11 protein-coding genes are annotated in these 12,971 nt (G+C 44.0%); 9 read left to right on the top strand and 2 right to left on the bottom strand.

Annotated features, from left to right (window positions below; translation table 11 throughout):
* Positions 1-51 precede the first annotated feature (51 nt).
* Complete coding sequence (locus OB236_RS31000) at positions 52-303, top strand: hypothetical protein (protein ID WP_262687457.1); 252 nt, start codon at positions 52-54, stop codon at positions 301-303.
* Between the two features lie 219 nt (positions 304-522).
* Here the strand turns inward: OB236_RS31000 and OB236_RS30995 are convergent, their stop codons facing one another.
* Both OB236_RS30995 and OB236_RS30990 read right to left on the bottom strand, forming a co-directional pair.
* Positions 523-1,698: a YheC/YheD family endospore coat-associated protein gene (locus OB236_RS30995; RefSeq protein WP_262687456.1), complete on the bottom strand. Its 1,176-nt coding sequence runs from the start codon at positions 1,696-1,698 to the stop codon at positions 523-525.
* A 120-nt stretch (positions 1,699-1,818) separates the two neighbouring features.
* Complete coding sequence (locus OB236_RS30990; protein ID WP_262687455.1) at positions 1,819-3,030, bottom strand: aspartate aminotransferase family protein; 1,212 nt, start codon at positions 3,028-3,030, stop codon at positions 1,819-1,821.
* 197 nt (positions 3,031-3,227) lie between these two features.
* On the opposite strand from OB236_RS30990, the gene OB236_RS30985 reads away from it, so the two are divergent.
* The 8 genes from OB236_RS30985 to OB236_RS30950 all read left to right on the top strand — a co-directional run bounded on the left by OB236_RS30985 (position 3,228) and on the right by OB236_RS30950 (position 12,968).
* Positions 3,228-4,391, top strand: coding sequence for a glycosyltransferase family 4 protein (locus tag OB236_RS30985; RefSeq protein WP_262687454.1), 1,164 nt, complete (start codon positions 3,228-3,230; stop codon positions 4,389-4,391).
* A gap of 168 nt (positions 4,392-4,559) precedes the next feature.
* Positions 4,560-5,216: a chromate transporter gene (locus tag OB236_RS30980; RefSeq protein WP_262687452.1), complete on the top strand. Its 657-nt coding sequence runs from the start codon at positions 4,560-4,562 to the stop codon at positions 5,214-5,216.
* A gap of 29 nt (positions 5,217-5,245) precedes the next feature.
* Positions 5,246-5,782 carry a chromate transporter gene (locus tag OB236_RS30975; protein ID WP_262687451.1) on the top strand — a complete coding sequence of 179 codons (537 nt, stop codon included), beginning with the start codon at positions 5,246-5,248 and terminating at the stop codon, positions 5,780-5,782.
* A gap of 251 nt (positions 5,783-6,033) precedes the next feature.
* The gene (locus OB236_RS30970) at positions 6,034-6,981 is read left to right on the top strand and encodes an ABC transporter permease (protein WP_262687450.1); all 948 of its coding nucleotides are present in this window, start codon (positions 6,034-6,036) and stop codon (positions 6,979-6,981) included.
* A 13-nt stretch (positions 6,982-6,994) separates the two neighbouring features.
* A complete protein-coding gene (locus tag OB236_RS30965; RefSeq protein ID WP_262687449.1) occupies positions 6,995-7,864 on the top strand; it encodes a carbohydrate ABC transporter permease in 870 nt (289 codons plus the stop codon).
* 66 nt (positions 7,865-7,930) lie between these two features.
* Entirely contained in the window at positions 7,931-9,517 is a 1,587-nt protein-coding gene (locus OB236_RS30960) for an extracellular solute-binding protein (RefSeq protein WP_262687448.1), read from the top strand.
* An 89-nt stretch (positions 9,518-9,606) separates the two neighbouring features.
* On the top strand, positions 9,607-11,346 hold the full coding sequence (locus OB236_RS30955) for a cache domain-containing sensor histidine kinase (protein ID WP_262687446.1): 1,740 nt from the start codon (positions 9,607-9,609) through the stop codon (positions 11,344-11,346).
* Complete coding sequence (locus OB236_RS30950) at positions 11,343-12,968, top strand: response regulator transcription factor (RefSeq protein ID WP_262687445.1); 1,626 nt, start codon at positions 11,343-11,345, stop codon at positions 12,966-12,968. Before OB236_RS30955 ends, OB236_RS30950 begins: the two co-directional genes overlap by 4 nt.
* Positions 12,969-12,971 lie beyond the last annotated feature (3 nt).

Genomic DNA, 12,971 nt, shown 5'->3' with positions numbered 1-12,971 from the left:
TATTGGAGAATAGGTTATACGAGGTTCTTAACTTGAAGGGGAGAGACAGATTTGAACAACAATTTGCTGGATAAATATTGTATCGATACGATCGGCTTCGCGGTTTCCAAGATTGGCCATATTAAAAAGGTGACCAACCGTACGATCCATGTGGATTGGGGCCATAAAGTGATGATTTATATGAACAAGGATTTCAGATGGGTACCGCTATCCAAGGAAGAGATCGAGAAGAAATATAAAAAGAACAAGTTTACCGAGGATACGCTGAGAAGAGCAGCAGCGCTGGGGATAGTTATTCAATAAGAAACAGAGAAAGTGAACTACCAAAACCTATGTAATCAGCTCCTGATTATGAACGATCAAAGCCCTAAATGCCAAATGTGCTGAAATGGTCGTCTTCATACTGTGGTTGCTGCAAACTGTAGGTAATATTCATTCAGTTTGGAAAGACACGGAAATCAGTCAATGCAGTTTATGACTCGATTTCCGTGCCTTTATGTTTTTACGGGAGAGCTGATAGTATTAGCAAGATGGGCTCCTGACTTCGATAGCCTCTAAACATTTGGCTGGCTGACTTGTTTTCTGCAGCTCTTCCTTAGCTTTCGCCGAACTACAATCCAGTAAATATCGTGCATAAGCCATTGGATTGTCATAGGTTGATCTCCACTCCTGCAGCATGCCGGCTTCACGAAAGCTGTAGCGTTGGTCTTTGCCATTGCATTCGATTAGCATCGGAAAGCCTTCTATCGTAATTCCGACATCAAGTCCGAGATCGGCCATATGCGGCAGATGGTTGCCCAAATGCTCTGCCACCTGCAGTGAAAACTGCTCAATGCCTTTGATTACTGCTTTCGGCTGTAGGTGCGGATATTCTGCGATAAGAATAGGCTCCAGTCTGTAAACAGTTCCACCTTGTGCAACATTGGTTAGAAAACATCGCTTGGAAGCGACCTTCGCCACAATCCCTGTAACCTGCCACTGTCCCATAGCTCCACGCTGCACGGAGACACGCAGGTCAAAAGGCTGTCCCTCGAAAGTAGCGAGTGGTAGTCGTTGTTGTACGATATAGCGTGCCCGCTGCAGTCTGCTTCGGAGCAGGAGTGGCAGTCGATTGCCTTGAAAAGTCAGCGTACGCCACGTTCTATTGTGAATACTTAATGATGCGGGATACGTGAGCTTCCAGCCTCGAACCGTTTTTTCCAGCTTCATGACCCCACGTCCGACACTGCTTTTGTTCGGTTTAATAATCAAATCATTATACAGCTTCATCATCATGTGGATATGGCTTATGCTTGCGTCGTATGTGGTTGGCATGTGCGGACGCAGGCTCGGGTCTTTCATCAATACATCTTGAACATACAACTTTCCGTAACGGTTCCATTGGTTAAACAGCTGTTTGCCTTCCTTGATCCAGGAGTTAATTTGCCTAAATTGTTTGCGCCCCTTATAAATCGCGCGATTGTGAATGACCTCAGGTACGGGCACGCTTTTGCGAATAAATTGTCCGCTGTGCATGACGTAAGCATTAACGGTTTCTGCACCCGGTTCTAAATCGTCTATTCGGAAAAAGCAGGGGGTAAATCCATATTTGGCGCCTGCCTTCACATACAAGTGTACGGCTTCATATTTGGTTTTGCCTAAGGGGATGCTGCGATGCAGCTTATCATTCACGAGAATGCCCACACAGGGATAGGGCATGGTATCCACTCCCTCCGATGATTTGAGTTTCCCCTTAGTGTATGTGTACGCGGACAGACCCGTTATGGACAGGTGCTGTAGGAATAAAGTGGAATTTGACGAGTCCCTCCCTTATGGTGACTAGGTTCTAAAAATGCCATCCAAAGCATCACAAAGCAGATCAAACATAACGTCAATGTCTGTTGCGGACACGACTAAAGGCGGCATTAAACGAATGGTTAACGAATTGGGAGTGTTGATCAGCAGACCTGCCTGCAAGCACGCTGCAACCAATTCGGCACCAACTGGCTTCGGTAGGTCAAAGGCTAGCAGCAATCCCTTGCCACGAATGTGCTTCAGGTTATACTTATCCTTGATTTGATGCAGTCGTTCGATGATGTAACGGCCCTGCTGTTCTGCATGATGAGGAAGCTCCAGGCGAATCAGCTCATTGACGACGGCTAGCCCCACCGCCATAGCGAGCGGCTGTCCAGTGTAGGTCCCACCTTGATCCCCGACATCAAAAATATTAAAGGCTTCTGTAGTCAACATAGCCGAAAGCGGAAATCCGCCACCTATGCCTTTGCCCAATGTCATCACATCCGCTTGAACCCCATAATGCTCATAAGCAAACAGCTTGCCTGTTCGACCGAATCCGGTTTGTATCTCATCAAAGATCAGCATGATGCCGGAGTCATCGCAAATTTTACGAAGCTGCTGCACATATTCCACTTCAGCCTCATGGACGCCCCCCTCACCTTGAACCAGTTCCAGCATAATAGCACACGTATTAGGATTGATAGCAGCCAGACAAGCATCGAGATCATTCAAGGGGACATGCTTGAAGCCCGGTATTTTGGGTGCGAAAAGAGGTTCCCACTGCTTTTTGCCGGTTGCCGACATCGTAGCCAGCGTACGCCCATGAAAACCATTAATTGTAGTAATAATTTCAAATGCTCCGTTAAGATGAATCGAGCCGTGTTTTCTGGCAAGCTTGATGGCCCCTTCATTGGCTTCAGCGCCGCTGCTCGTAAAGAAAGCTCTGTCATAACCGGTTATGTCGGTTAAAAGCTTGGCAAACTGAATCATCGGTTTGTTGTAGAAGGAGGGGCTGGAAAGAACCAGTGCAGCCGATTGCTGTGCCAAGGCTTCTTGAATAACTGCGGGAGAATGACCCAGACATGTAACTGCCCATCCTCCGACAAAATCCAGATACCGCTTGCCATCCGTATCCCATAAATACATACCTTGTCCGCGCTCCATCACAAGCTCGGGCCTTACTGCGGTTGATAAAATCGAGGTGCTTGCTGCTGCCAGTAAAGTGGCAGTTTCCAGTTCAGTTTGAATACCCATGCATATCACTCCTTCTCAATAATGAATTATTATACTTTTAAATGCATAAATATACAATAAATAAATCGTCATCCATGCGTGATGACTACGCTGCCGTGCCCGAGGTTAAGAGCGATGAATATACTGGTGTAAATTGAAGCTGGCCAGTGCTTAAGAAGCTGATTTTACAAAAGTGAAATTTTAATAGGAGGTTTCCCATGAAGGTACCTGTCATTGCGATCATTACACCCGGGTCATTCGTAGTGCCTTGTGCGACGAGCAGCTCGGTCGAGCTTGTGGTCGAGCAGGTAGCACGTCGTGTGACAACCGAAGTGTGTCCAGTCATTTTTGGCAAGGAAAGTCCGGATATGCCCCATACAGAGATGCTGGATGGAGTCCAATATATTCGGGTGCCAGCCCGTTCTCCGGTTGGCTATATATCGGAAGTTAGCCAAAGGCTGAAAGGACTTCGTCCAGCTCTAATGCAGGTAGAGAACCGTCCCCGGTTTGTACGTTACTTACGTAAGCGGTATCCACAGGCGGTAATTTGCCTTGTTTTGCATTCGACTACTTACATTTCGAGTCCTCATATTAGTCGTGTGGAACTGCAAAGCTGTCTGAAAGCTGCTAATTATATCGTGGTCAATAGCCGTTTTATGAAGGAGCAGCTTATCCAAAAAGCACCGAGTACCCGAAGGAAAATAAGGGTGAATTACCTCGGGGTAGATACGGAACAATTTACTTCCCGTTGGTCAACACACGGAGCGGCTCGAAGACAGGAAACGCTGGATCAGCTTGGTTTGGGGGATAAAAAGGTCATCTTATATGTAGGGCGTTTACTTCGGATGAAGGGGGTTCATCATTTGTTGGAAGCCATGCCGGAGGTTGTGAAGCGGGTACCTAATACAGTTGTATTTGTAGTCGGCAGCGCTTTTTACAGTTCCCGAAGGACGACCTCCTATGTTAGAGGGCTTAAGCGTCTGGCTGCCAAGCTGAAGACTTCTATCCGATTCATCCCATATGTGCCGCACACGGGTATTGCCGATTGGTTTCGTCTGGCTGATGTGCTTGTGGTGCCTTCAGGGAAAAATGAAGCTTTTGGATTGGTGAACGTAGAGGCAATGGCCTCGGGTGTTCCAGTCGTGGCGACACATGTCGGAGGAATGAAAGAAATTATCGACCATGAGCGGACCGGCTTAAGTATTAGCCCTGTGCGATTAAAATACGATCTGGCTCCCTCTATTGTAAGGCTATTAACACATCCGGAATGGAGTCAAGCTTTGGGCGAAGCGAGTGTACGCAAGGTTCACGAGCAATTCACGTGGGAACGAACAGCAGAAAGATGGCTGAAATTTTATAGAGAGCAATTAAATGTAAAATGAAATAAAGTCCCTATGCAATTCAGAGTATTCCCCTCTTTATAGACGATTATTCGTTATATAACCGGATCTTTTTAAATGCGGAAGAAACTTTTATACAATAGTTTATTCCAAAAAGAAATTAAGTGTTGTATAATGAATATAGAAGCTAAAGACAGGGGATGCTGCGACATGACTAACAATGAGCAGAATATGACAACTGTAATAGGGCAAATTTTTTGGTCCTTTTGCAAAATCAGTCCAATCTCTTTCGGCGGCGGCTATGCGATGATTCCAGCTATTGAGAAAGAAGTTGTTGAACAACGTAAATGGATGGACGAGGAAGAAATAAGCGGTGCCTTGTCGATTGCCGGATCGGCTCCAGGTGGCATTGGTGTGAATGCGGCTACGATCATTGGGTATCGAGTTGCTGGACTCAGGGGAGCCATTGCTGCCATTATAGGTATCGGACTACCGACCTTTATAATTATGATGGCGCTGGCAATTGGTTACACTACCGTGGAGGACTCTGTGAAGGCTTCGGCTGCTTTTGAAGGCATTCATTCGGCCGTCGTCGCTTTCATTGCGGTTGCTGGCTGGAGAATGCTAAAGTCAGCGGTTCATGACAAATCGACACTGATTATCGTAGCTGGTGCACTGGCCGCGCTGCTGTTTACCTCGATCCATCCCGCTTTGCTGCTGCTGATCGGAACGATTGCGGGTATTTGGATATTTAAAATGAAAGAAAAGCTCAAGGATGTACCTCCACCAACGAAGACTGGCGGAAGAACTGCACCTGTACCCGGTCCGATCCAAGCTGGCCAATATATTTGGGGCGATGGTATTTAGTCGGATGACAGAAGGGAGGGGCAGCGTTCATGCTGTGGACATTATTGGTTACTTTTTTCAAAATAGGGCTTGTTTCGTTTGGCGGCGGTTACGCCATATTAAGTGTGATTGAACGGGAGGCTTTATCCCAGCAGTGGATGACCTCCGTTGATTTTGCCCAAGCTGTAACCTTGGCCGGTATGGCGCCGGGTCCGATTGCAACGAACAGTGCTGTGCTGATCGGATACAAGGTTGCCGGGATTCCGGGAGCGGCTGCGGCAACAATCGGAATGATTTTACCTTCATTTATTATCATTATTGCTCTGGCGGTGTTCTTTTTTAAGGTAGGTCGGGAACGCTTGTTGTCCATGATCTTTTATGGCTTGAAACCGATGGTGGCAGCGCTTATCGTCTATGCGGCGTATCGAGTAGGCACGAACGGACAACCACTGCTTGGGATCAATGGACATACACTGGCTGTACTGCTGATTTTTATTTTTGCGATGATTGGAACGATGAAGTATCACCTGCATCCGCTTGTCGTATTGTCGGTTTCGGCGTTGATGGGGATTGCTTTTTTTATGTAAAAGACAGTATGCAGCAGTACAAGCTGAGAGGACTGTTCGTCAAATCTTCCTGTAAAAGCAGCAGGTAATACTGAAAGTAAGCCACACACATGTAGCAATGGATGAAAAGCATAAAAAGGTTGGGCAGAAATAATCCTCTGCTCAGCCTTTTTTCGTTTACTTAAGATCTTATAAGAAATTCTTGAAATTACAGAAATTTAGACGATATGGAGATGTTAGTATAAATATATAAATAAAGCAGAGGTGATGATATGCAAATGAAATTGGCAGCGGGCGCTTTCCCCCTCCTCTCAAAGTGGAAATCTTTGATAAGCACGATCCGAAGATATAAAGTGATGTATGCTCTTTTACTCCCGGCATTACTATACTTTGCCCTATTCAAATACATACCTATGGCGGGAATTATTATTGCTTTCAAAAACTACAACATGGCCTTGGGTTTATGGGATAGCCCGTGGGTGGGATTGAAAAATTTCAAGGATTTTATGAACGGGGTTTATTTCTGGGATATTATGAGAAATACGATAATCATATCGCTGTACAAGCTATTGTTCGGCTTCTCCGCTCCGATCTTACTTGCTTTGCTGCTCAATGAAGTTTATGTCCAATGGTTTAAGAAAATCGTACAAACGATTACGTATTTGCCCCATTTTTTATCATGGGTCATTGTTTATGGAATGATGGTGGCATTATTAGCTCCGGGAGATGGACTTGTTAACATGATATTAAAGGAAAATGGCTTCCAACCCATCTCCTTCTTGAGTGAACCAGGCTGGGGTCGACTGCTAATCATCTTATCTGAAATATGGAAGGACATCGGATGGGGAGCGATATTGTACCTTGCAGCATTAGCAGGAATCGATCCGAGTTTATATGAAGCGGCAAGGATGGATGGTGCTTCCAAGTGGAGACAGTTATGGCATGTTACATTACCCGGTATTCGAGGAGTCGTTATTCTGATGCTGATTCTTAAATTAAGCCATATTCTGGACGCTGGTTTTGATCAAATATTCATGTTTGCCAACACCTTTAATCAGGATAAGATCGATATTATAGATACATGGGTATATCGTGAAGGGCTGGAGCGTCTTAAGATTGGTTTGGCTACTGCTGTAGGATTGTTTAAAGCTGTCATCGGATTTGGTTTAGTTTTGGCAACGAATAAGCTCGCCAAAAAATTCGATGGGCAAATTTGGTGAGGTGGTTTTCAATATGATCAATCTGACATTTGGGGAAAAAGTATGGCAAGCAGCCGTTTATTTTATTCTTATTTTGCTATCTGTTCTTTGCTTACTTCCCTTTTTATATGTGGTTGCTGTTTCTGTCACTCCAGAATCGGAAGTATTAAGAAGAGGAATTGTACTTATACCAGAATCCTTTACCTTATTAGCCTATAAAGAAGTATTTATTTCTCATGGTATCGGGCAGGCGTATAAAATTACGTTGTTTCGAACGGTAGTGGGTACAGCGCTTAATGTGTTTTTTACGGTGATAGCGGCTTACCCGTTATCCAAAAAATATTTGCCGGGGCGCAGCCCGTTTTTATTATTCATTGTTTTTACCATGATGTTCGGGGGAGGCTTAATCCCCACTTACTTATTAATTCGCTCTCTGGGATTGCTGGACAGTCCGTGGGTATTGATTATTCCACAGCTCATTAGTGCATTTAATCTGGTGATCATTAAAGGCTTTTTCGAGCAATTACCTGCAGAAATCGAGGAATCGGCGAGAGTAGACGGTGCAAGTGAACTTCAAGCATTATGGAAAATCATTTTACCTCTATCCTTACCTGTCCTTGCTACGATATCCTTATTTTACGCAGTTGGGCATTGGAACAGTTATTTCGATGCTATTGTTTATTTGAATAATACGAATTTAATGCCTCTTCAAGTCGTCTTGCGCAACATCCTGCTTACCGTGGCAACACAAAGCGCTGATTCACTCGCCAATTCCGGAACGGTTAGCAAGTTAGCTGTGCAAATGGCTGCTGTAGTTGTGACTACGGTTCCGATTTTGATTGTTTATCCCTTTATGCAAAAGCATTTTACCAAAGGTGTGCTCATGGGATCGATTAAAGGTTAAAAGGCTATCCCCGTATAGGTATTACAGGAAAATCGTGATCGTATAAAAGCAAAAGGAGAGGTCCATATGCAACATACAAAGATTACATATACTATTTTGGCATCCATCATGGGGTTGGGAGCGATATTATCAGGATGTGGGGAAGATAAAGAAGTTATTCCAGCAGTATCGGGCATCTCTCAAGGCCAGGCTAGCCAGTTTGCCAACAAAATAAAAATCTCGATGTTTAACCAAGGCACATTCAACGCTGCTGCTCCGCTTCCTCCCCGTGAAGAAGATATTCAACGCCAAATGCTGGAAAATGCAATGAATATTGACTTGAACATGATTATTCCTCAATCCGGGCAAGCAACGACCAAATTGAATACGCTAATTGCCGGCGGAGATATCCCGGATTTGCTCTTCTTGAAGAGCCGTGCTGATCTCGCCCAATATTATGACCAAGGTGTGTTGGCGGATTTGACCCCGTACCTGGAGCAATTTCCCAAACTAAAGCAGCGTTTTGGTAAAGATTCCTGGGATGCGATGTTCTATCAAGGAAAAACGATTGCGGTTCCCGGCTATGATAATGTGAACGGTATCAGTCGAAGCCTCTTTATCCGCAACGACTGGCTGAAAAAACTGAATATGAAAGTGCCAACAACTCCTGATGAGCTGTTCGAAGTAATGAGAGCCTTTACAGAGAAAGATCCGGATGGAAACGGCAAGAGCGATACGTTCGGTTTCATCGGCGGTATGAATAAAGAAGGCAATCTGCAAACCTATGGCTTTGATAGTTTGATGTGGATGTTTGGCGTCAATCCCCCCTCTGCCATTGAAGTGAAAGACAATAAACCGGTCTTCCTGTTTATCGAACCCAAAATGAAAGAGGCACTAGCCTACATTAATAAAATGATGGAAGCCAAAGTTGTGGATCCGGACTGGGTGACGATGAATACACCCGATTTGTTGGACCAAAAGCTATATAAGGGTAAGGTCGGCTTCATGGTAAGAGATGCCCGCAGGCTGGAGCCGGATGCCCAGCAAAAAATGAAAGAAATCGGCGGAGAGGTACCGGAATGGATTGTCATTCCACCGATGAAAGGGCCTTATGGCGATGAAATATTGGAGAGAAAATCGTTCCAAGGCAATTCATGGGCTATTTCCAAAAAAGCCGACAAGGACAAAATCATTCGCATCCTGTCCTTGCTGGAATATCTCTTTACAGACAAGGAAGCATATCCTCATTTCGCATACGGAATCAAAGGGATTCATTGGGATCTGGTGGACGGCAAGGTTAAAAACAAAACCCCCGATTTAACGAAAGAATTGAAAGAAAAATACCTGTGGGTCGATCATTATAGGATGCCGCGCCGTGGGGATGATACCGAGTATTTTAGCTTCAAGAATCCAAAGACGGCAGAAGCTTTTACGAATAACCAGAAATATGTACTAGATCCGTTACCCGGAAATTTATTGACGGCAGACCTGAGCGATACATTGTCAGCTGATCGCACGCGTTTTATTAATGAGAGCTTGGTCAAGTTTATGACGGGCAAAGACCCTCTTTCCAATTGGGATCAATTTCTCAAAACGTTGGATACCAAGTTTGACATGCAAAAATATAAGGACAACGCAATCAAGCAGTTTAATGATGCAGGCATAATTAAGTAAATAAAGGAAGAGAGTGGAAAGTCGTTGTCCCTCTCTATGTCGTTCTATGCTATTCTTAGTTTCATACAGATTCATAAGGAAGATGACCGATGCGAAGAAGAATTAGCTTGCCGATGAAATTATTTTTAATATGTTTTGCATTTGTATTAAGCTGCATTATTTTGATTAGCCAATTGTCCTACCGATATGTCCAAAAGGAAATAAGAACGAACGACATCTATTTCTCAAACCAAATCCTAGACAAGGTCGACCAGTATTTGACGGTTAATTTCTCGTCTTTTCAGACGATCCTGTTCTCGATCGAAACCTCGGTGAAAGCAAACATAAACCGTCCGGAAGTAATAAAAAAGCAATTAAGGGAGCTGTATGAGCTCAATAGTAATTATGTCAATAACATCTACCTGATTAGGGATGATTTATCCATCATTGGCGGAAGTACGCCTACGCGGATCTTTGATGAGCCTCTGGCGGATCGAATGCCTATGTTTGCTGCGGCAAGCACGAACAGATTGACTACGATTGTCAGCGAGCCTTATTTATCGAAGTATTCCGGCTGGACGGTTACGATGGTCCGATATCTGAACGGTTCTCCGGACCCTATGGCCATTGCTGTAGATTTGGATCTTAAAGCGATTGAGGAGACCTTATTCAAGATTAATAAACAAGAGCACATGAATCTAGCACTTATTACCGCTTCGGGTCAAATTATTGCCGGATTTTCGGAGCATACCGGACCTCTGGATGTGCAAGACCATACTTTTTCAATTGGGAAAACCTCAGCGCAACAGATTCTTGATACTAGTGGAACAAGCCTTCAGCTGCATAGAAAAGAAGGGGTACCGGTCTCCATTCTGAAGAAGCCGACCGAGAAATTCAATTGGTTCATCATCTCGATTAACGATGAATCGCGGATGGAGGCTGCATTGTCCAGGTTGGAAACCTATTATATCTGGCTTCTGGCTGGAGGCTTGCTATTAAGTCTGTTTATTTCTTTTTTTATTGCCAAATATATTAGGAATCCGCTCCATGCTCTCAAATTAAAAATGAAAAAGGTGGAGCAAGGCGATCTGACAACTAGCATTTCTATTAACCGTAACGATGAATTCGGCGATCTTTCGCGAGCCTTCGACCGTATGCTGCAGCAAATTGTAGAGTTGATCCGAGGATCGGAGCTTCATAATGAACAGGAGCGGAAGTTGGAAATCCAAGTGCTGCAATCTCAAATAAACCCGCATTTTCTGTATAACACGCTCGGCTCGATAAGCAATGTCATCCATCTTGGACAATTAGAGAAGGTGGATGTGGTGATCGGGTCCCTCATTTCTTTATTGGAATACGGAATAGCGGAGGCTTCGGAGAAGGTTTCATTGCGTCAGGAATTACATAATGTATCGGACTATATCGCGATCCAGAACATTCGGTATAATCGGTATTTCAAGTTAGTGGAGAACATTGAAGAAGGCCTCATGGATTTTCCGGTTTTTCGAATGCTACTGCAGCCCATGGTGGAGAACAGCATCTTCCATGGTTACAATGGCGGAGGAATCGAAGGTTCCATTACTATTCATGCTTATAGGGCGGATACTAACGTCGTGATTGAAGTCATTGATCAAGGAGAGGGCATTCCAGCGGATACGATCAAGCATATTTTAAATTCTGAATGGAGTGATCTGGAAGTAAAGAGAAAAAGAATCGGGTTGAACAATATTCATGGTCGAATTAGGCTGCATTACGGGGAACAGTTCGGGCTGAACATCATAAGCATACCGAAGGAAATAACCCGTGTCCGTGCCGTATTCCCGGCAGGTCTATTTAAAGGAGATGCATGATCGTGAGAGCCTATACCTGCCTCATCGTTGACGATGAAGATCTGATTATTCAAAGATTGGAGCTGTTTTTTAAAGCGCTATCCAATAAGGAACATAAATTCCGTTTAGTCGGAAAAGCGAATAACGGTATGAAGGGGATAGAGGAGTGTCTAAGGCTCAAACCGGATATCGTGATATCCGATATTGTCATGCCGCAAATGGATGGAATTTCTATGATCGAGCAGTTAAAGCCGGAGCTGCCGCATACCCAATACATTCTTTTGACCGCCTATTCTTCTTTTGAATATGCACAGAGAGCTATCCATGCCAATGTTTTGGAATACATTGTTAAGGTTCCGTTAAGGGAAGCTGATTTAGAGCGAGCTTTGAATAAGGCAGCCGGAATTTGGGATGAGCTTAAGAAAAAAGAAGAGGAATTACAATCTTTAAACGTATCCGTGCTTGAAAATAAATATAGGGTGCGCAAACAATTTTTTAGCGAATTGATCAGAGGGGAGATACCAACGCATCGGGCAACGGATTTCGCCAATCGTATGCAGTTCCATTTTTTTCAAGCGAACTACTGTTGCTTTATTGTTGAAATGAATCTGTATGAAAGCTTCCGAAATGAATATTCGGCGGTTGATCAAAGCATCTTGAAATACGCGATTACTAATGTCATCGAAGAGACGGTGATGAATGTTGGAATGGGAGTAGCTGTAGATCTGTCCGATAATCGATTTATTGGCTTTCTTTCCTGGGAAAATACCCGCAGTGACAGGGATACGGAATACGCTTGCCAAACGTTGGGCAGTCAGATCGTGCACCATCTGAATCAATATTTGAATCAAATGGCATCCGTAGCTTTTGGACATCCGCACCGAGGCTGGGAATCTATCAAAAAAGCTTACACGGAAGCAGAAAATGGGAGTGAGGATTTCTATTATCATGCAGAGAAAGTAGTCAAAACGCCTGCGAACAGGTTCCATTATGATAATAAAAGAAAGGAGGACTTTCTACAGAAAACGGCTGATTTTCTCGGGCGGCTGCATAGGAGGGTTTCCAAGGAAGTGCTGGACAAAGAATTAGCTGCTTTAAACCAATTTGTGATGGAGAACAAAATTCATAAGTCCATCATGGCGCCTATGCTTCGAGACTTGTACAGAGACATAGCAGCAAAATTTAAATCGGCTAGCACTATAACTGCAGATGTAGAAGAGTTTCCCGTAGAATTTATGACATTTCGGGAGCAACTTGCGTATATTGGCGATTTCACATTCGAATATGTACACGCTGGCCAACTCAGGCATCGTGCAGAAATCATGAGAGCCATGCGGTTTATAGACAAAAATCTGAAACAGCGTCTAACGTTGGAGGCTATTGCCGAGGATGTGAATTTAGCTCCATCGTATTTTAGCAGCCTATTCAAAAAAACAATGAACGAAGGGGTTATCAGTTACATCAATCGCAAAAAAATTCAAATGTCACTTGAGCTGTTAAATGTTCAGGATTATTCTTTATTGGAATTGTGTGAAGAAGTAGGAATTGTGAATGAAGGTTATTTTTGTAAGCTGTTTAAGGAATATACCGGGGATACACCCAAGCAATATCGAATGAAAATGACAAGATATGAATCCAAATAAGTG

The organism is Paenibacillus baimaensis (genome assembly GCF_025567575.1).
Note: the sequence above shows the minus strand (reverse complement) of the source record. Positions and strands in the feature narration are given on the sequence as shown.